Here is a 21,013-nt window from a genome sequence, read left to right on the forward strand (position 1 = left end):
AACCGCAGTTGTAGTTATCATCAAGCGTAGAAAGTGAGGTATAGCCTATGCCCGTACAGGATAATGAGGATACCCGCAAGACCTCCGAACCCGTTGCCGATGCTGAGGAGGAACTGAGAAAACAGCAGACAGCGAAACAGGAACATCAGCAGGACGAGACCAGCGTTCAGAAGTCGGGAAAACTTCTTCCTTTTCTGAACGCTAAGGCTGAACGTCATCAGAGCCGTATTGATACGATCGACGGCAAGATTGCAACCAATCAGGATAAGATAGCAAAGCATCAGGCGGCTATCGACAGGCTTTCCGATAAAGCAGACAGGCTTGAGGATAAGAACCGTATGCTTGAAGCAACACTCGGTAATATTCCTCTCGTCCGAAAGTTTATCGAAAGCAATGAACGAAAGATAGCGGATATTCGTGATAACAAGATTCCGAACCGAACTCAGAAACTCGTGAACTGTGAGGATAAGATTAGTCAGCTATCTGCAAAGCGTGACCGTATCGAACACAAATTTAACCGTGTCATAGCCCTTAATGATGCAATAAAGAGCTTTTCTATCGGCTTCAACAAGGAGCGTCGTGAAGCATTTGCCGATGCCATGAACAGGCTTGGCAAAGCAAACGAAGAATGCCTTACCGACAAAAGGGACGCACTTGTATCACAGAAGAATAATCTGATGGCTGAATATAACAGATCTGATACAAGTATGTCGGACAAGTTCAGTATTCAGAACAAGATAAATGCTCTGAGCAAGCGTATTACGCAGTTGGATATGAAGATAACCGAACTTACAAGGTCTTCACATTATTTCAGTGAACGCACTAACGATGAGCTTGATGCTGCCATGAAGCTGACAAGTGATAAGCTCGGTGAAATGGTCGATAACGGAACTGTTTCAACGCCTGAACTGTCGGAACAGACTATCACGGCCGCCCACAAGGTCGAAACGCTTGATAAGTCTCAGGTCGCATCACTTGCCGATCAGCTCGGTATTCAGCCACTTGCAAATGCAGAAATGCAGATGGAAGATGATTATAACATGATCGACGGTATCATCAACAACGGCTCAAAGACTGATAAAGACAATGCAAAGACAGAGCTTACCGATGCTATCAGAAATATGGAGAGCCTTGCGGATAATCCTTTTGTTTCAGATGAAGTTCGTGCTTCGGCTGCCGAGGAACTTGTAAAGATGAAGAAACAGCTTGAAATGCTCGATGTTTCTGATGAAGTCAAAGCCGATAACTGGCTGTCAGCTATGATTGAGAACGGTGATGCTGTCCTTACCGATGACGGCGGTTTCAGGATCAATTCTGCTTACTACAATGAACTGCCGAGAAATGAACGTCATTTTGAAACAATGACAGAAGCTCAGGCTGCTGAGGTCATGTCTGCCCTTACAATGGCAGGAGTTGCGTATTCTGCCGCCACTAAGGGCGAAGATAATGTTAGCTTAGTTGTATCAAAGAACGATGTTTCCGTTCTGAATGATGTGATGTATTCCGCTATCGGAAAAATCGCACATACTGAGGCTGTTAAGGAGAACGCTGAAAAAGGCGGCAAAAACGGCAGGTTTCAGACAGTGAATCCTGAATACTATGCTTCACTTTCATATAAACAGCGTTTCACACGTTTTGAACCGAGAAAAACTGCCCATAGCATTGCTACGGAGCTTGTTAAGCAAAAGATCCCGTATTCCGCAGTTGTCTGCAAGAATGGCGAGGTAGCACTTACTGTATCACAGGATAACTCCGAAGCATACAAGCAGATTGAAAGTGCTGTCAAGGGTGAAAGAGCCGTAGAGTTCGTAAATTCTGACTCTTCAAAGGTTCTCCCCGAACAGGAGCGTGTCAATCAGCAAACGGAAAAAGTGCAGACTCATAAGAAGTCTGCTGTTTCAAAGAAAGACGGCGGAAAGGCTTTTATATCCCGCAGTTTGATGCGAAAAGAAGCTCAGAGAGTGAAGCATCAAAAGAGTTCACCCGAAAAACCTCAGACAAGAAAGAGAGATAATCAGGGGTTAGAGTAAATGAAGATAACAGAAGAACAAAAAGAAAGGGCTAATTGCGTCAATCTTCCGCAGTTCCTTATGGCACACGGTTTTGATCTGAAGCGTGTCGGCAAGGAATACGTTTGGAAAGAACATGACAGCCTTCATATCAGGGATAACGGTCCGGGTGAACGTGGTCAGTGGTTCAGGTTCAGTGAACACAAAGGCGGCGATAATATCGGCTTTCTCCGTGAATACATGGGTATGAGCTTTGTTGATGCCGTTGAAGCACTCACGGGTGAACACATTGACCGCACCTATACCTCTTCCCATTCATACGAACATAAACCTCAGACAGTATCGGCAAGGGAGCTTTCCCTTGCCGAAGCTGATAATTGCAGGCGTGTGTTTGCGTATCTATGCAAGACCAGAGGGCTTGACTATGATATGCTTTCCGCACTTGTAAAACAGGGCGTTATCTCTCAGGAAGAAAAGACAGGCAATGTACTTTTCAAATACTATGACGATAAAGGAAAAGTCATCGGTGCTGAAAAGGTCGGCACTTCTACTGAGCATAAATTCAAGGGCATCATGACAGGTTCGGCAGGCGGTCACGGCTTTGAGGTTGTCCGCGGCACAGGAGAAAAGGCTTTTTTCTTTGAGAGTGCGATAGATATGCTCTCCTATCTGCAAATGCACGATAAGGAGCTGACAGATTGCAGGCTTGTTTCCATGATGGGCGTAAAGCCGAACATCGTGCTTGATACAATGCTCCGTCATAATATCCAGCCCGAAAATGTATTCCTTTGCTCCGATAATGATACCGCAGGCAATGATTTTGCCCGAAGGCTCATGGAGCAGTATCCCGATATGAAGCGTATCTCAACCCCCGATACATATAAAGACTGGAATGATATGCTTCGGGGCATACCAAAAGCTGTAGAACATGAGACTGATATAAAGGAGGCAGACAACAAGAATATGCTGTATTACGGCAACGAAATGTGGAACAAGGCAACAGAAAACAGAGATAAAAGCCTTGTCACCGTAAGTATCAACGATTACCCTAAGCTGCAGGAACAGCTTGAAAATGCAGGCATCAACTATTACGGCTATGCCCGTGATAATTCCGTCGTTATGGCGATCAATGATAAGGATATAGAATGGTTTAAGCGTATTGCAGACACTCCCGATCTTGAACCATATAAATCGGGAAAGCCTTATTCTCCACCTGAAAAGAATATCATCGGTAATGCCGAGTACAGATATATCCCGAACAAGGAGTATCTGTCCGCTGACCGTGACCTTATTCTCAAAATGGCTGAGATCATGGATAAGCAAGGCATTCAGTTTTCGGGCAGACTTTATCCGTCCGGCAAAGGTACGCTTACAGTTTCTCACGCTGACCTTTATACCGTCCGCAATATCAGGGACTCTGTTGTAAATATGCGTAAGCAGTTCGCAAGCCCCGAACACGGCGAGCCAGTGGGCAATCGTGAGTATCGTGCAAACCGTGATACCCATTATTATATGTCAAAGCTCACTCCTGAGCAGTTCAAGGAAGTCAAGCCTTTCCTTGAAACAAGTGTGAATTATCATGCTGTTGCCCGTGACGGTAAGGTTGCTTTTGCAGTCGATAAGGAAAACGCTCCTGCTTTTCACAGAGCATTGGAGAACGCTGTCCGTGAAACAAATATGCTCCGCAGTATGGCTGACCTCGGTCTGACAATGGAGCAGAATGTGGCTCTTTCTCCTGTTGTTCATCGCCTTGCGGTTGAAGATATGAAACTTAACCTTGCTGATTTCTTCGACAAGCGTTATGACGATGCTCAGTTCGGTGAGATGCTATCCCTTGTCAACGCATATATCGCTCAGGCTCCGGCTGAACGATACGGCGAAAACAGTAAGCTCACCGATATGCTTGAAGCAAAGAGCAATTTCGACCGCAGTATCGAGCTTTCAGACTTCTTTTCTCTGCACGATTTCTCTGATGAACAGCGAGCTGCGATAACAGCTATGTTTGTCGGTGACGTTACAAGAGGACAGATCGACAGCATTGACGAGACTTTCACGGCTGAGGATATTCAGGCATACGATGAAATTCTGCATAATGCTTTGCAGGAATCCGATGTTGCCGACTTCCTGACTGCCCATAAGCAGGCTGTTATCGACAGAGAGAACGCAAACAGAGTTCCTACTGAGGAAGAAGTGCTGTTCCCGAAGGCTGACCTTGCAAAATTCATTGCAGAGCGCACTCCGTCCTCCGATGAATGGGAGGATATGGCGTATCCGCTGTTTGAACGTGGGTATCTTGATAATCACAAGCCTAATGACAGGGCCGCTTTCGGTTATCACATGAGTGAACCTGAGTTCTATGACCTCGCCCAGCGTTATCATCAGGGTGATGATATTCGCCGTGATCTCGCTCTCGGTCTTTTAGAGGACGGCAATTCATCTGATATTGAATTCGTCTTTGAACAGGGCGTAATGTCTGACCGTACCTATTATTATGCTGAAAACCTCCGTCACTCCCTGCATTTGGAGAGGACTGAGGACGGATATAACTGCTCATTCGGCGGTATGGAGCGTTTTGTTTCTTTTGAGGAGATCGGACAGGCTTTCATTGACCGTATCCATGAGGAATTTGACGATCTTGCATTTTGGTGGGTGCGTGATGATTTATATGAAGCTATTCCCGATATTACCGATGAAAAGATAACTGACCTTATTACCGCTTTTGACGGCGCAGCTATGCACGGTTGGGAAAACGGCGATAATCAGCCGAAACTTAATCGTATCAAGAAGGCTCTCCATGACATTCTCGGTGATGAAGTGCAGACCGAACAGGTATTTGCAATCATCGCAAAGGAAAAGTATCATGTGAGCTTTGAAGCTGAACAGCCCGAAAAACAGCCTGACAACCTGATATTCCATTTTGGTAAGGGTGACGGTGATAAATGGGTAAGCGAAAGTGACATCGTTCACGATTTCGCCCAGGCTCACCCCGATTGCAGTTTTGCTCTCGGTAATGCTGTTATGGAGTATCTTGATGATAAACAGCACTCTGAGCGTAACATCGAGGAGCTTCATGCAGGTTGGTATAAAAAGACCGATTTCAGCATAACTGCGGTTATTGACGGCGAGGAGTTCAACTATGACGGTCGCTTTGATATTGGTGACGGCAAAGGAACGGGCGGAGGTTCGCTGATTGACCATATCCGCACCTATAACGAGGGTATTCTCGGATATACGCAGTACCCATTCAATCAGCCGGAATATAAGGAAAGAGCGCAGAGAATGCTTGACATTTTCATTCCTTTCCTTGAAGCACATTCTGAGCTGACTGCGGAAGAACAGCGTATCTTTGAGGATTTCAAGGAACAGAACCCTATCCGCACTCTTGATGATACAGAAAAGACTCCGGCTAAGTATCATATCTATCAGCTTCCTGACGGGGATAAGTATCACGGTATCCGCTTTGAGAGTATGGAACAGCTCAAGCGTGACGGTGTACAGCTAAATCTTGAAGATTATCAGCTTGTATATGAAGATACAGTTGATGATTTCAAGGGAAATGATACGCTTGAATCCCTGTTCACTAAGTTCAATATTGATCACCCCGAAGATTTCAGCGGTCACTCCCTCTCCGTTTCTGATGTTATCGTCATTTCCATTGACGGAAAGGATACAGCGTATTTCTGTGACAGCTATGGTTTTGTGGAAATGCCTGAGTTTTTTCTTGAAAAAGAGCTTGTTCAGGAGAAGTCTGAAACCGCAAAGGTGTCCGATCTTGCTGTCGGTGACGTTATCATGTATGACGGCGCTCGCCGTGAAGTCGAGAAGATCAGCGACAAGAGTATTTCCCTGAAAGACCTTGATGCTCCCGATTATGGCGGTATTCTTCTCAGCACTTCCGATGTACTTGCCTATGACGGCTGGCAGCAGGATATGGAGGAAAAGGGCTTTGAAATTCTTTCAAAAGCCAGCCAGACAGCAGAAATAGAAAATCAAGAAAAAGTAGAAATGTCTCCGCTTGAAAAAGCCAAGAACCTTATCAATGATTTCTGTGTTGGCGAATATAATGACGAAGCCGATTTCTCCGATCTTCATAATATTGGACTTGCCTATACTACCCTCACCGATGATGAACTTCCTGTTCAGGTTTCGGCTGACCTTGTGGATTACAGGATCACTCACGAATTTGACGGCGAGGTATTCGATACAGAGCAGTATGACAGCATTGAAGATATGATTGAGAACGGTCTGACAGGACTGGATTTCTCTGACCTTGTTTCCGTTCCTGATGAAGTAATTGACCGTCATACTGCAAAGGAAGAACAGCCTGTCACACTTATGAGCGATGCTTCTGAGGTTGAGGATATTCCTTCTCCTGCCGATGATGTTCAGGCAATCACTCTGAAATACAAAGGCGATGCTGAAAGTCTCGCTGAAATCAAGGACAAGGCACTTTCCCTCGGAGCTACTGTACTTATTGATAATGCCGAGGGTGTTATCACAGTTGATACCTATGATAATCACAAGTCAGAGCTTGATAGCCTTGCCTATACGCTTGGGCTTCTGACCATTACCGAATACACATCTGCTATTGATAAGCCGTTATTTACCGATGATGATGTTATTGCAGACATTCAGCGTGACGAAAACGCTGACGTTCCGTTTTGGGAGATGCCAGAAGTTCATGGCGAACAGCTCACGTTGTTCGGTGATCCTGAGCCTATACAGCAGAGGAAAACTAAAAAGCCAAAGTCCGAATTTGCACCAGGTCCGATTGTAGACGGTGTGCAAGTTTATGTTGCCCTTGCAGCGGAAATAGAACGCGGCACAGGTTTTGTTCACGGAAAGTTCCGGGTACAGGATTTTTATGAAAAAAGTCGTTCTCAGCCAAATCACCCTACAACACAGGAACTGGCTGATTTTCTGAAAAAAGAATATGGTACTGGTGGGCACAGCGGTGAAGGTAACATTTCTCTTGTGGACTATAACAGCAAAGGAATAACTTTCACTTTTGAAAATGGAGAAAAGTTTCGTCATAGCTGGTACAATGTTGCTGCTATGGTTGAACAGCATCTCAGAGATAACGCCTATCTTTCTATAAATGAAAAAGAAATGTGGCAGGAAATAAAAGCAGAAAGAGCCGCAGAGGAAAACCCTGAGCCGTACAAGATAGAGATCGGTGACCGATTTCGCCACAAGGCTACTGGCGTGGTTTCGGAAGTTATTTCGCTGACAGGTGCATTACCGTATTATGAAAACGAATGTACCGTAAAGAGATTAAGCGGAGCTTTTGAGATCACTGAAAATCTCAGTAATGATTATCTGCTCAACAGCGGACTGTTTGAATACATCGGAAAGGCTGAACCCGAAAAGGAACAGCCTGCACCTGAAAAACCTGATATTACAGAAGAAACTAAGGTGTCAGGCAAAACAAAGACAGAGTCAGGAGAAATTAAGACATCTGATACGCTGCCTGTTGTAAAGAACCTCTCTCAGCTCAGAAAAACCATCAAACCAGGTATGATGTTTGAGATAACCGATCATCTCCGTCCTGAATGTATCGGAGAACGCCGTATTGTTACGGGTGTCAACTCCGTTGATTTCACTTCCAGAACGCTTGATGAAAACGGTGAACCTACTGGCAAAGATCGTCACATGGATTTCGATAAGGCGAAGAACTGGAGCTTTGACGGAGCTGAGATGACATCACGGCTCGATAACGGTGATATGCTCATGAGTTTTCACTTCATTGACAGCTTGGAGCGTGAACAGCACGAAGCCGAAGTTCAGGCGGATATTGCAGAACCTTCTGTCTCAACAGCGAATGCTTCTCCTATGGAAAAAGCCCCTGCGGTTGAAACCGACAAGGGCGATCATTTCACTATTACTGATGATAACCTCGGTGACGGCGGAGCAAAGACAAAGTTTAGAGCAAATGTTGAGGCTATAAGAACATTGAAAGCTGTTGAAGCTGAAAAGCGTCCTGCAACGGCTGAGGAAAAAGAAACCTTGTCGAAATACGTCGGCTGGGGTGCTTTATCTAAGGCTTTTGTCAGCCAGCCACAAAGTAACCCCATATGTTACTCGTCGGACTTACCCGTATAGCCCTTATCAATAAACTTGTAATAGATGTGAATATCACGCTCCTGCTTGCCCCTCTCGAACTCGTCAACCGTAACGGAGTCGATCAATTCAAGGCACATCTGCCTGGTGAGATATTCCGCATTCCTGAACCGCTTTAAGCGTGAGATGTACTCGTCCACATCATGTTCGTCCTGTTTTTGAGCGAGCTGTCTTGTTTCGATCTCCTGCACCTCAGCCGTGAGAGCGTTCTGCTCCGCTTCATATTTGCTCAGGAGCTTTGTACACATACTCGCTGAGATCTCACCCGACACCTTATCCTCATACACCGACTGCATCAAGCCGTCAAGCTCTGCAATGCGCTCCTTTGCCTTGCGGAGCTTTTCTTTGTCCGAGGAGATCTGCTGGCTCTCTTGTTTCTGTTTTCTTGCAAGGAACAGCTTTCTCGCTTTTGCTTCATCTTCTTCAACGAGCTGCATCATTGAGCGAATATCATCAAGAATGATCTGCTCAATAGTACGCTGGCTGATATAATGCGTGGGGCAGACTTCCTTACCATACTGCGAATAAGTGTTGCAGTTGTAAGAGCCGACAATGATCTGATGCGGATTACCTGTTGTGACACCTCTCATCTTCTGATTGCGAGAGAACTTCATTCGGAAACCGCAGTCAGCACAGTACATCAATGCGCACAACGGTTTGGTATCGCCCGTTTTCGTGCGTCTGCCGATAGAATGTTCCTCGTCGATCTCCCTGCATCTGTCCCATTCTTCCTGCGTGATGATCGCTTCATGTGTGTTCGGAACGATCACCCACTCAGATTCATCCTTCTTGATGAGCTTGTGGTTCTTATGAGATACGGTAGTCGTTTTAAGCTGTACCAAGTTTCCGAGATACATGGGATTGTGCAGCATCTCATTAACAACAGGTCTGTTCCAGAGTTTCCGGCAGTTCAGCGGATTCTCCTTGCCCTGTCGCTGATAATAATACTCTGAGGGACAGAGGATACCTTCTTCATTCAGACGGTCAGCGATCTTTCTCTGGCTGAGTCCCTGCAAACGCAGCTCAAAAATGTGTTTCACCACAGGTGCGGTTTCGGGATTGATGACAGGCAGATGATTCGGATCATCGCCCATATCGTAACCGTAAGGGACACGACCGCCGAGATACTTGCCAGCCTTTGCACTCGCTTCAAATACAGCCTTGATCTTCTTGCTTGTGGAACTGCTGTGCCACTCATTGAACAGATTGATGATCGGCATCATGTCGAGAGCCGCACTGCTGCGGTCAGCGGTATCCACATTATCGTTCAGAGCAATGAAGCGAATATTGTTCATCGGAAAAATGTAGTCGATGTAGCGGCCCACTTCGATATAATTACGACCGAAGCGGCTGAGGTCTTTTACCACCACGATATTGATCTTTCCGAGCTGTGCGTCTGCAAGCAATCGCTGTATGCCCGGTCTGTCAAAATCAGTACCACTATAACCATCGTCCACATACTCAGAAACAAGATTCCAACCTTTGTCATGCACAAATTTGGTCAGGATCATTTTCTGATTTTCGATAGAGAGCGACTCGCCCTCAAGCATATCTTCCTTTGAAAGGCGAAGATAAATACCTACATTGTTTTCGGTCTGCTTTGCCATAAATAAACTCCTTTCCGTGCAAGCAGAACCAAATTCGATATATCTATTATAGCGCGATATACCGAATTTGGCAATACCTTTCTGCAATCTTTTAAGCCGTTTCCGATTCGTTCAAAGCGGCATCCACGGCGAGTCTATTCATGACTTCATCGAGGTCTTTCTCCCCGACGAAATGACTATGCACGATGTAACGGCAGCCGTCAATGACTTGCACCGTTGTTCGTGTCGGGCAGTCTTTATACTGCTCCTGTTTCGTTCTCACATTGACTGCCTTCTTTCTCTCTACGGCAGTGCTGTTGTTATTCGTATAACACTATCCTTTCCGACAGCTCGTTCCATTTTCAAACTTCCCGCTGTCTTTGTCCTTAAAAATCTTCCCGAATGGTTACGGGGAAACGCTTACTTCATTGTAAGCCCATCATTCATTATCATAGAACGACATCTGGTCCTCATCGGCATCATCGCCGGAGCGTTTGCCGTTCTCTGAGCTTTTCTTGTCGCAGAGATCAAACAGATCGTTCTCCGACACACCGCTTGCCCTGAGCATCTCAGCCTGGTCATGTTCACGCATGATGATGTCAAGCAGATCCTGCGTACCGCAGTTGTAGCGTTCGCAGAGAGCGTTGTAGCTCAGCATACGATTATCCTCCAAGAGCTTCTTACGCTTTTCAGTATCACGCTTGATGTTCTTTTCAAGCTGAGCGATCTTCCGGTTGTTCTCCTCGATCTTTTCAAGATAGATAGCCATACGATTTTCACCTCTCTTTCTCTCTCGGAAAATTGTAACAGCATCTCTATGTAGGAGCCGAAGCTCCATTCCTCCTAAGTTCTACACTAATTGTACTGGATATTTTCAAAAAAAGCTATTCGCATACCAGACAAACTTTTCTCAACACAGCCCGAAAACGAAGCAGTCCAATTTTCAAAGATTGACAGTTATGGGGGTGTTACGATACCTTGAGTGCATAGAAACCCCCAACTGTCATTTTGACGAATACCCGAAATCCGATTCATTGACTTTTCAGGATTTTTCCAGTATAGTTATCATAAGGACGGCGGCGGAGCGATCAGACACAGAGAAATATAGTCGCTGACGCTCCAATTCCTCACACGAAAGTGAGGAAACCACCTGAGCCGACAGGCTCAAATGCAAAATAGCCCCACAGGGGCTAACACAAATCGCAAGCTCGGCATAGCTGCACTACAAATCACAGATTTGAGTACACCAATGCACCGCTTGGCAGAGGGCTGCCGCCCCTACAACCCCGCAATTAGAAATAGAAAGGAAAACAGAAAACATGAGCAACAAAACCAAGCGATCACACAGTATTCAGGTCAGGCTCAGTGACGAGGAATACGAAGCGTTCAACCGCAAGTTTACGGCAAGCGGTATGAAGTCTCGGAGCGATTTCTTCCGCCACATGATCTTCAAAGGCTACATCGTGAAGTTCAACGATGACGAGCTGAAAGAGCTGCTGAAACTTGCGAGGAGCATATCCAACAACTTCAATCAGGTGGCGGTCAGAGCCAACAGCGGCGGAAAGGTCTACCCCGAAGATATTTCTGCTTTGAGGGAGGGGGTGGAGAAGCTCTGGCAACCACTAAGATATTTTCAGTCTCAGTTGATGAGCTTGCATCACTGAAATACATAGCCAATCCCGAAAAGACGGATAACGGCAGACTGATTTTCACGCAAGGGTGCAGCGCTGATCCCGAACAAGCTCACCGTGACTATGAAGAAATACGTGCGAACGGAACAGGCAGAAGCACCGTCCTCGCCCAGCACTTCATCGTCAGCTTCAAACCCGGTGAGATCACTCCCGAACGAGCCTTACAGCTCGGTCAGGAGATATGCGAGCAGTTCCTTAAAGGCGAGTATCAGTATTTCATGGCTTGCCATATCGACAAGGAACATACGCACCTTCATGTGGTTTTTAATAATACTAACTGCATCGACGGCAGGACTTTTGAAACCCATGAGAACCGCAGGACTACAAAGCAGGACAGGTCATTTCAGAAGCTCATGAACATCACCGATGAGGTATGTAAGCGGCACCATCTTTTTGTTATCGAGCGTCCTGAAATGGGCAAAGGTAAGTCTCATTGGGAGTGGGATATGACACGACAGGGGCTATCGTGGAAAGCAAAGCTGAAATATGCGATAGATCAGGTTATCAAGGTCAGCGAAAACTTTGAGGACTTCCTTGCCAAATGCGCCGATTTCGGAGTGCTTGTCGAGTATGATCCCGACCATAAGATCGACCTGAAATTTATGCTTGCGGAGCAGAAGGAACGCAATCCGAGAGCAAGGTTCACCCGTGCAAGAACATTGGGCTGGTTTTATGAGACTGAGCAGATCAAGAAGCGTATTGCTCAGTATATCGGTGGAATGATGTATGTGCCGAGAATAAAAGTCAAGGTCATCACACCTAAAGCAGAGGAAAACAAGTTTATCCGTGATGCTATCGACCGTGAGAATATGAAGCTCACAAGCAAGGCGATAAACATTCTTACCAAGTATGGTGTGACCGCTGATGAAGCTAAAATTGCCGCAGTTTCCGCATTCAGTGAAAGGGTAAAACTTGTACAGGAGCTCAACACCCTTGCTAAAGAGATCAGGGAGTGTGAGGAGAAAGTAGAGCTGATCAAAAAACTTCGTGAAGTCAGACCATACCATGAGGAATTCAAGGCACTTGAAGGTCGGAAAAAGGAAAAATATAAAAAAGATCACAGCGGTTCCCTTCAGGAATACTATGATCTTACACAAGAAATATTGAAATGGTATCCGAACGGGCATACCCCAACCGCTGAGAATCTCGAAAAGAAAATCGAAGTCCTTACCGCCCAGCGTTCACAGAAAAATGCTGAATACAAGGCTGCCGATCAGAAAGCGAGAGAGCTGTCCGAAGCATCAAGAGAGATAGAAGAATTCCTGCGTCAGGAGCAGCGCCGTGATCAGCAAAAGAAAAGAAATCGGAATGACCTTGAATAATACAGCGCATTGCACCGGGGATTTTTGCGATATTGCTGCGCCTTGCACAAGAATGATTACAATTATCCCGATATGCTGGACTACGGAAATGGTGCGGAGTATAATATAGCTACAATACATTTTCGGAGGTGCTTTTATGTTGAAAATTCCTGAGTTGGCGATGCCGAGAACACGCAAGGTCACGACTGTCTGCAACGGCAAGCATGAGGTCTGGACGGACTACGAACAGGCAAAGGCATATTTCCTTGAACTCATGATGACCACAGAGGGCGAGGAGCGTGACCGAGCAGAGTGCGTATATATTCAGCTCACACATGGACTGTCGGAGTGTTCAGACGAGGACGAATAATCAGCATAGAGGCTTTGCAGAATTGCAGAGCCTTTTGCTTTGCCTCAGACGAACGAAAATGTCCTTCAGAGTCGTCCGTGATGATTGCGGATAAACCTATCACCTGAAAACAAACAAGGCACGGAGAGCGTTCTCCGTGCCTGTTGCCTGTGTATTCAGTTGTTTAGAGTACTGAAATCAGCCGTTTCAGCCATTAGTTAAATGCCTGAAAACCGCCGTTGTAGTTTTGCACATCTTCGTAAGGCACATCCTCAGTATGCGGTCTGTATACTACGCCATCTGAGTATGCAGGATTTGTCATTGCAATTATTGTACCGTCAGCTTTAATTACAAGAAGAACGTAAACATTTTCGGTCGTTGTATAAACGCTATCGGCAGGATTTATAGGATAACCATAAGCGTCGCTATAAACGCCTTCAAATTCGCTGACTTTTCCAATATACTGATCTCTTGTGTATGCTGTGGCATTTACCTGATCATTAACACAAAATGTGAGACCATTCCATTCCAATTTACAGAAGTATATAACTGGCGAATGATTATCTTCAGAAGGATTGCCAGTTTCAGTGGGAACGCTCTGTGTGGCAGGTTCTGTTTGCTGAACAGGCGGAGTAGTCTGCTGAACAGGAGCTTCGGTCTGCACCGCAGGGGAATCTGTTGCTCTCTGTGACTCATTGTTAGTGTTTTCATTATTATCCGATACAGGCGAACTCTTGTCATCAGCCACAGGAGTATTTGCTTCAACAGAAGCATTATCTGCTCCGCTGCCATCGACTACATTCTTGCCGTTCTCAGTTACACGAGGAATAGTGGTATCCGCAGTTGCTGTCTGCCGATCTGTTGCAGATACTGAAGTTGTGGGTTCACCGTTTCTATCGGCATTATTGTTGTTTGCAGAATGCTTGTCAGCCGATGTATCGTTGTCCACAGATAGTATCACATCAGATGCTGTTGATTCTACAGTGCTGGCGATAAGCTGATCGTTATGGGGAGTCAATGCTCCGCCCTTCCACAAACCAACGCCGACAACTGCTGCCGCACATACAGGTGTAACCGAGGCAGCGACCTTAGTCATCTTGGCACGCTTCATTTTTCTTTCGTTTTCGTACTCATCAATCCGATGTAGTACATCCTTAGCCATGTCTTCATAATTTTTCATAATCAAAGCCCTCCATTTCAAGTTGTGATTTCAGTGATTTGCGCGCTCGATATAGAAGGGACTCTACACTACGGACGCTTTTCTTCATAATCTTTGCAGTTTCTTTATTGCTTAATTCTTCAAAATATATCAGCCATAATACCTGTTGATATTCAGGTGCAAGTTTTCTCATAGCCTTGTGAACTGTGATTTTTTGCTCCTTTTTGATATACTCTGCTTCAACCGCATCTTCATCGCTGATAAGATCAGCATTATCGTCAATAGAAACTTCAATATGTTTTGAATGTTTCCGAAGATAGTCTATCGCAACATTTCTGCCAATGGTATAAAGCCAAGTTTTGAACGAGCCTTTTCCTTTATCTTTCGGTTTTTTCGTACCGATCAGAACGAAGGTATCCTCTGCAAGTTCTTCCGCTGTCTGAACATTCCCGACAATGCTTGTCAGGTATAAGATCAAACCGTCTTTATAGTCCCTTATGATCTCGACGAGCGCATTTTGGTCACCATTGTCACGGAAACGGCGGTAGCTACTTGCACCGTTGTCCATTGACAAGCTCCTTTCTGAAAGCCTTTTCATGTGCTTTCACTTATTACACGAAGAAAATGGGGGGAACTACGCGCGAGATTTTGAAAAAATACGAAGTTTGTGCAATGTGCTGTGATTGCTATTATAATTTTATCACTTTTGAATAATACTGTCAAGGTGAAATGGCTCTCATGAGGAACGGTAAAGCCTCTCAGAGCCGTCCCAGCCTTCGGAGCGGAAAACTAACCGCCTGAAAAGAAAAGCCCTGAGAAGTGCTTGTGTGATGGTTATTTGGATAATTTGTCGTATAAAAATGCGACCTCTAAGAATCGTTCTCAGAGGTCGCTGTGAATATCATTGTTGCTGACACCTACTATACAGGTACAGCATCATCTGATTTGTCCCACTATATTTGTTATTATTGGTTGTTTCTTTGACTTGATGTATATCATTAACAGATAATTAGCCAAAGATAGACTGATATCTTAATTGAGCATCTTCTGCGCCTGCCCCGATTGCAACACCTTTTTCACCTACATAGTATCCAATTATCATACTCATTCCAGAGATATTACTTGATGGGTTATATGGGTTCTCTTCATCATATTCCCACTGGAAATAGAATACGATACTTCCTGAATCGCCTATTTCAAAGTTTGAAAAGTCGATTTCCGCTGTTTCGTGATGATATGCTTCGTAGTCGGCAACTTTATCACTGATATCAAGTGAGCCCAATTCTTCTTCTGAATAAATCTTCTTATATTCAGAAGCCTCGCCGTTTATAATCAGTTTTTCGTTCTCGACCTTTTTATAAGTGCCTGCATCACAAGCGTAAATTCCATATTCGGCATGACCGAGGGTATCATAAGTCGGATAACCCCCGTGTTCCTGCTGATAGGAATACATATCACCCATTGCTACATCAATCTTAAATGTTTCATCAAGATCACAAGAAGGTTTGCATTGAACTGCGATTCTCTGTGTCGGCAAAGGCTTGCTGTAGTTTTCATCGTAATATCCGAACTGTATTTTCTCATCTTCATTATCTTCATCAGATAATGAACCAAAGATAGCCCGATATCTTAATTTTGCGTCTTCTGCACCCGCACCGATAACAACACCTTTTTCGCCAACATAGTATCCCACTATCTTGCTCATTCCGGAGATTTTGCTTGACGGGTTATACGGGTTTTCTTCATCATATACCCAATGGAAATAGAATACAATGCTTCCTGAATCACCAATGCTAAAGTTTGAAAAGTCGATTTCAGCAGTTTCGTGATGATATGAATCATAATCGTCAAATTTACCGCTGATATCAAGAGATTCCATCTCTTCTTTGGTATATATCTTCTTGTATTCGCTGTTTTCTCCGTTGATTGTCAGCTTTTCATTCTCAATCTTATTATAGTTACCGACCTCGCAGGCATAAGCTCCATATTCAGCGTGTCCGAGCGTATCATAAGTGGGATAACCACCAAATTCCTGATGATAAGAATATGTATCACCGATTGCTACATCTACCTTTAGTGTGTCACCAAGATCACAGTATGACTTGCATTTTAATGCAAGTCTCTGAGTCGGCAAAGGCTTGCCAGAGTTTTCATCGTTATATCCAAATTGCAATTCTTCACCTTCACTGCCTTCGTCAGGTAATGAACCAAAGAGCGACTGGTATCTAATTTTAGCATCTTCTGCACCCGCACCGATAACAACACCTTTTTCGCCGACATAGTATCCAACTATCTTGCTCATTCCGGATATATTGCTTGATGGGTTATACGGATTTTCTTCATCATATACCCAATGGAAATAAAATACGATACTTCCGGAATCGCCTGTTTTGAAGTTTGAAAAGTCGATTTCAGCAGTTTCGTGATGATATGAACCGTAGTCATCATATTTACCGCTAATATCGAGAGATTCCATCTCTTCTTTGGAATAAACCTTCTTGTATTCGCTGCTTTCTCCGTTGATTGTCAACTTTTCATTCTCGATCTTGCTATAGTTACCGTCATCGCAGGCATAAGCTCCATATTCAGCGTGACCTGGAGTATCATAAGTCGGATAGCCTCCATGTTCTTGCTGATAGGAAAACATATCGCCCATTGCCACATCTATCTTGAGTGTTTCGTCAAGCTCGCAGAAGGACTTGCATTTTAAAGCAAGTCTCTGAGTTGGTAACTCCTTGCTATAATTTGGATCGTAATATCCGAAAAGCAACTCATAAATCTCAGGATCATCAATAGGATCAATATCCAGTTTCTCAATTAAAGCTCTCTTCATAAGGCAGAGATCAAAAACATTAATCCTATTATCCCAGTAGAAATCAGCAGCTCTCCAGTTAGTAAGTTCCGCATCAGGAACTGCTAAAAGCCACTTCTGCAATAACACAACATCAGCAACATTGAAAGAGCCATCATCGTTTACATCGCCCATGAACAATGTAGTAACAGACGAAGAGTTTTCATCCTTTGAATCTGCTGCCACAGTTGTTGCTGCACAACTTAAATAGCTTGTTGCACAAAACAGTGTTGCAGCGAGCATAGCCATAATTTTCTTTTTCATAAAATCACCTCGTTTTTATTGATAAAACTATCTGCTTACAAATATATGACTTTCAGCTCCTTTCTGTCATGACATCGTTACAGCTTGATAATTCTCTATCGCATCTTCGATGCTGAGATTGCTGATTGATGTACCTTTTTCACCTACATAATAATACATATACTGTTCTGAACCCATATACGACGGCTGAAGGGGATCCTCCGAGTATACGGCTAAAAAAACAAATGCGATACAGCCTGACTCTCCGACTTCATAATTGGAAAAGTCTATTATTGCTGTCTCTTGATGATAGAGATCATAGTTCTTTTCATCTCCGTTAATGTCAAACATTGTAGCTTCATCACTTAGGTATTTTTGTTTATACCCTTTAGACTGTTCGTTTGCAATAAACTTTTCATCCTCTATATCCTTGTGATTCTGTGGATTACAAGCATAAATCCTATACTCATAATCAGGAGCGGTATCATAAAAGATTGGTTGGAGGCTTTCGTCTGCCATAGCAACCTCAACTGTGAGTGTTTCACTAAGCTCACAGAAAGACATACATTTCATTATAATTTTCTGCGAAACTGATTCCTTATGGTGTCCACCAATATCACTGCCATCATCATATCCGAATTTTATCTCTTTGATATTGGCAATGACCGTTGTTGTGGGTGTTTCCTCAGTTGTAACAACAGGCAGTTCAGTTACAGGCTGCGTATATGTAACTGACGGAGTAGTCGCAGGAGCTTGTGTTTCGGTCTGCTTTACAACCTGTTCAGTTGTAGGTGTTTCAGTAGCATCTGTAACCACTGTTGTCACAGTTTGCGTTTGTTCGCTTGCTGTAGTGGTCATACGATCGGTCTGCGAGTTAGTGGTAGCCGCAGTTGTAGATGCTGGCTCAGACGGAGTCACTGAGCTGACGGTCGTGTTAGCAGCTGTTGACGTAGTAGTATCAGGCGTTTCGATTGTGGGTTCTTCAATTATATTTGGCTGTACGGGGATATGTGGGAGATTCTTGAAATGATCCCAATACCCAACACCCAAAGCAATAGTCAGGCAGAAACAAGCTAAAACAGGAACTGTACGCCTAATCGTGCGGATACGCTTCTTTTTCTTTTCCAGATACTCGTCATATTTGGAGAGGACACTTTGATACATTTCGTCATAATTCTTCATATTCAAAGCCCCTCCTTTCCAGCTCGTCTTTTAATGCTTTCTTGGAGTTAAACAACAAATCTTTTATCTGCCTTTCACTTTTATTCATAATTAAGGCTGCTTCTTCTTTGTTAAAACCTTCAAAATAAATCAGATATAGGATTTGTCGATATTCCAGTTTCAAACTATGTAAAGCCTGATGAACCAAACGCTTTTGTTCGCTTTTTATATAGTCTATTTCAACATTTTGCTCATCAGCAAGATACTCTTGCGATTCCAACGGAACGACACTGAGTTTTGTTAGCTTTCGGAGGTGTTTTGCGGTTATATTACGTCCGATCGCATACAGCCACGTTTTGAACGAGCTTTTGCCTGAAAACTTCGGGCGCTTTATCATCAACTCTACAAATGTACTTTCCGCCATATCTTCTGCTGTATGGATATTCTGGACATAACTGTTCAGATACAGTATCAAACCTGTCTGGTAGGTACAGATGATCTCATACAGCCCCTCATTGTCGCCCGCAAGGAAACGGCGGTAGCTACTTTCACCGTTATCCATGTGGGGAATCCTCCTCTCAAGGGTATTATCTTACCCTTTCATTTATTAGTACCATTTTCCCCGAAAATGGCGAAGTAAAATTTGAAAAAAATCTGCAATTTCGTCAAGTTTGTAAGGTCTGCACAAATATTATATCATAAAGTTAGCTGAATTGCAATATAGAAAAAGCAGGGTGGGCTTATCATTAGCTCACTCTGCTTTTTGCTTAGCTTCTATTATCGAATTTAGCTCTGCTTGCTGTTGGGGTTACTTAATGGATATTTGACATTCGACAAGAATGATGAAAAGTGGGCCGCTGAATATAAGGAGCTTTCTGAGCTGCTTACTCCCGAAGAATACCGTCAGGCAAGAGCTTCGGTCAACGATGCTTTCTACACCTCTCCTACGGTTATCGACGGTATTTATGAAGCTCTCGGCAACTTCGGCTTTGACGGAGGTAATGTTCTTGAACCTGCAATGGGTATCGGAAACTTTTTCGGACGTATGCCCGAAGATATGCAGAAAAAATCTCATCTCTACGGTGTAGAGATTGACAGCCTTTCGGGACGTATCGCTCAGGCTCTCTACCCCGATGCAGAAGTATCTATCAGGGGCTTTGAGCAGAACACCTATCAGAACGGCTGTTTTGATGTAGCCGTCGGTAATGTTCCGTTCGGTGAACTTGGCTTCGTGGACTCTGTTCACGGTACTACAAAACTGCACGATTATTTCTTTGCTGAGACTCTTGATAAGGTCAAGGACGGCGGTATTGTCGCTTTTGTTACCTCGGCAGGAACACTTGACAAGCGTGATGAAGCTACAAGGCAGATGTTAGCGGATAAGGCTGATTTCATCGGTGCTATTCGTCTGCCGGGCGGAAAGAACGGTGCTTTCAAGGATAATGCAGGTACGGAAGTGACCACGGATATTATCTTCCTGCAAAAACATGAGCGCAAGTCCGTTTCTGAAATGCTCGATACTCCCGATTGGGTACATATCGGTGAAACTGCCGAAGGTCTGCCTGTCAACAAGTATTTTGAACAGCACCCTGATATGGTGCTTGGTACTGTTATCGAGGGCAACAAGCTCTACGGCAGCGGTACTATGGTTGTTGCTGAGGACGGCTTTGACCTGAAAACAGCACTTCATGAAGCTGTCGGAAAGCTGTCTGCGGAGATCAGCCACGATAAAGGGCGTGATGTTTACGCAAAGACAGCCCAGGGCGAACAGGTACAGATACCGTCAAATCTGCGTAATTACAGCTTTTTTATCTCAGACGATCAGATTTTCTTCAAGAAAAACAATACCGCCTGCGAGTTCCGTTTTGATAAGACAACGGCACAGCACAAGCGTTTCAAGGCGTTTATTGAACTGCGTGACCTGACAAGAGAGCTGATAGAAGCTCAGGAGCTTGACAAACCTGACAGCGTAATCAAGGATTTACAGGCAAAACTGAATGAGGTCTATGACGATTTTTACAAGAAATACGGGCTTATACACTCTCAGACAAACAAGCGTTACTTCTCGGAAGATGTGTCATATAACCTTGTGGCAGGCTTGGAAAAGAGTTATGATAAGACTGAGCTGAAAGAAAAATCGGATATTTTCACGAAGCGTACCATTATGCCGCCGAAGGCTGTCGATCACGTTGAAACGGCTATCGAAGCTCTTACGCTCTCTGTTGCAGAAAAAGCAAGAGTGGACTTTGAGTACATGAGCCGTCTGACAGGTCTTTCTGAGGACGAGCTGAAGCACGACCTTACGGGTGAGATATTCAAAGTTCCCCATACAGAAAACGGCTATCAGACAGCTTCGGAGTACCTTTCGGGCGATATTCGCAAGAAGCTCCGTGAAGCTGAGGAAGTTGCTGAGTATGATGCTGATTTCAATATCAATGTATCTGCTCTAAAAAAAGCAATGCCTGAACCATTAAAAGCCGGAGATATTGATATAAAGGTCGGTGCCGCTTGGCTCGATCCTAAGTATTACGAACAGTTCATGT

The 21,013-nt window shown here is 44.4% G+C and carries 12 protein-coding genes; 5 read left to right on the forward strand and 7 right to left on the reverse strand.

The features are described 5' to 3' along the window. Positions 1-47: 47 nt before the first annotated feature. A complete protein-coding gene (locus tag RF007C_RS18025) occupies positions 48-2,030 on the forward strand; it encodes a DUF4316 domain-containing protein (protein WP_037298435.1) in 1,983 nt (660 codons plus the stop codon). Further along, positions 2,031-8,111 carry a YodL domain-containing protein gene (locus tag RF007C_RS06515; protein ID WP_037298437.1) on the forward strand — a complete coding sequence of 2,027 codons (6,081 nt, stop codon included), beginning with the start codon at positions 2,031-2,033 and terminating at the stop codon, positions 8,109-8,111. It begins immediately after the preceding gene. Here the strand turns inward: RF007C_RS06515 and RF007C_RS06520 are convergent. Further along, positions 8,087-9,736 (reverse strand): recombinase family protein, encoded by a 1,650-nt coding sequence (locus RF007C_RS06520; RefSeq protein WP_037298439.1) that lies wholly within the window; start codon positions 9,734-9,736, stop codon positions 8,087-8,089. The two genes, RF007C_RS06515 and RF007C_RS06520, sit on opposite strands and share 25 nt — an antisense overlap. Before the next feature lie 418 nt (positions 9,737-10,154). Further along, complete coding sequence (locus tag RF007C_RS06530; protein WP_037298441.1) at positions 10,155-10,484, reverse strand: hypothetical protein; 330 nt, start codon at positions 10,482-10,484, stop codon at positions 10,155-10,157. Positions 10,485-11,034: 550 nt separating this feature from the next. Here RF007C_RS06530 and RF007C_RS06535 point away from each other — a divergent pair. The 3 genes from RF007C_RS06535 (at position 11,035) to RF007C_RS06545 (ending at position 13,077) form a co-directional block, all read left to right on the forward strand. Further along, complete coding sequence (locus RF007C_RS06535; protein WP_037298443.1) at positions 11,035-11,379, forward strand: plasmid mobilization protein; 345 nt, start codon at positions 11,035-11,037, stop codon at positions 11,377-11,379. Positions 11,380-11,384: 5 nt separating this feature from the next. Next, positions 11,385-12,728, forward strand: a complete 1,344-nt coding sequence (locus tag RF007C_RS06540; protein ID WP_430344441.1) for a relaxase/mobilization nuclease domain-containing protein — start codon at positions 11,385-11,387, stop codon at positions 12,726-12,728. 136 nt (positions 12,729-12,864) lie between these two features. Next, positions 12,865-13,077, forward strand: a complete 213-nt coding sequence (locus RF007C_RS06545; protein ID WP_037298446.1) for a hypothetical protein — start codon at positions 12,865-12,867, stop codon at positions 13,075-13,077. A 193-nt stretch (positions 13,078-13,270) separates the two neighbouring features. Here RF007C_RS06545 and RF007C_RS06550 read toward each other — a convergent pair whose 3' ends face one another. The 5 genes from RF007C_RS06550 to RF007C_RS06570 all read right to left on the reverse strand — a co-directional run bounded on the left by RF007C_RS06550 (position 13,271) and on the right by RF007C_RS06570 (position 19,032). Further along, the gene (locus tag RF007C_RS06550; RefSeq protein WP_037298447.1) at positions 13,271-14,236 is read right to left on the reverse strand and encodes a hypothetical protein; all 966 of its coding nucleotides are present in this window, start codon (positions 14,234-14,236) and stop codon (positions 13,271-13,273) included. Continuing rightward, positions 14,223-14,783 carry an RNA polymerase sigma factor gene (locus tag RF007C_RS06555; protein ID WP_037298449.1) on the reverse strand — a complete coding sequence of 187 codons (561 nt, stop codon included), beginning with the start codon at positions 14,781-14,783 and terminating at the stop codon, positions 14,223-14,225. Before RF007C_RS06555 ends, RF007C_RS06550 begins: the two co-directional genes overlap by 14 nt. Before the next feature lie 441 nt (positions 14,784-15,224). Next, positions 15,225-17,330: a dockerin type I repeat-containing protein gene (locus tag RF007C_RS06560; protein ID WP_037298451.1), complete on the reverse strand. Its 2,106-nt coding sequence runs from the start codon at positions 17,328-17,330 to the stop codon at positions 15,225-15,227. Between the two features lie 66 nt (positions 17,331-17,396). Then, positions 17,397-18,491, reverse strand: a complete 1,095-nt coding sequence (locus tag RF007C_RS06565) for a hypothetical protein (protein WP_037298453.1) — start codon at positions 18,489-18,491, stop codon at positions 17,397-17,399. Then, complete coding sequence (locus RF007C_RS06570; RefSeq protein WP_037298455.1) at positions 18,478-19,032, reverse strand: RNA polymerase sigma factor; 555 nt, start codon at positions 19,030-19,032, stop codon at positions 18,478-18,480. Before RF007C_RS06570 ends, RF007C_RS06565 begins: the two co-directional genes overlap by 14 nt. Between the last annotated feature and the right edge of the window lie 1,981 nt (positions 19,033-21,013).

This window comes from Ruminococcus flavefaciens 007c, assembly GCF_000571935.1.
GTDB classification, from domain to species: Bacteria; Bacillota; Clostridia; order Oscillospirales; family Ruminococcaceae; genus Ruminococcus; species Ruminococcus flavefaciens_F.

What these genes read in the sequence shown, in the direction of transcription:
- RF007C_RS18025 (WP_037298435.1), top strand. Translation starts at nt 48, where the DNA reads ATGCCCGTACAGGATAATGAGGATACCCGCAAGACCTCCGAACCCGTT.
- RF007C_RS06515 (WP_037298437.1), top strand. Translation starts at nt 2,031, where the DNA reads ATGAAGATAACAGAAGAACAAAAAGAAAGGGCTAATTGCGTCAATCTT.
- RF007C_RS06520 (WP_037298439.1), bottom strand. Translation starts at nt 9,736, where the DNA reads ATGGCAAAGCAGACCGAAAACAATGTAGGTATTTATCTTCGCCTTTCA.
- RF007C_RS06530 (WP_037298441.1), bottom strand. Translation starts at nt 10,484, where the DNA reads ATGGCTATCTATCTTGAAAAGATCGAGGAGAACAACCGGAAGATCGCT.
- RF007C_RS06535 (WP_037298443.1), top strand. Translation starts at nt 11,035, where the DNA reads ATGAGCAACAAAACCAAGCGATCACACAGTATTCAGGTCAGGCTCAGT.
- RF007C_RS06545 (WP_037298446.1), top strand. Translation starts at nt 12,865, where the DNA reads ATGTTGAAAATTCCTGAGTTGGCGATGCCGAGAACACGCAAGGTCACG.
- RF007C_RS06550 (WP_037298447.1), bottom strand. Translation starts at nt 14,236, where the DNA reads ATGAAAAATTATGAAGACATGGCTAAGGATGTACTACATCGGATTGAT.
- RF007C_RS06555 (WP_037298449.1), bottom strand. Translation starts at nt 14,783, where the DNA reads ATGGACAACGGTGCAAGTAGCTACCGCCGTTTCCGTGACAATGGTGAC.
- RF007C_RS06560 (WP_037298451.1), bottom strand. Translation starts at nt 17,330, where the DNA reads ATGAAAAAGAAAATTATGGCTATGCTCGCTGCAACACTGTTTTGTGCA.
- RF007C_RS06565 (WP_037298453.1), bottom strand. Translation starts at nt 18,491, where the DNA reads ATGAAGAATTATGACGAAATGTATCAAAGTGTCCTCTCCAAATATGAC.
- RF007C_RS06570 (WP_037298455.1), bottom strand. Translation starts at nt 19,032, where the DNA reads ATGGATAACGGTGAAAGTAGCTACCGCCGTTTCCTTGCGGGCGACAAT.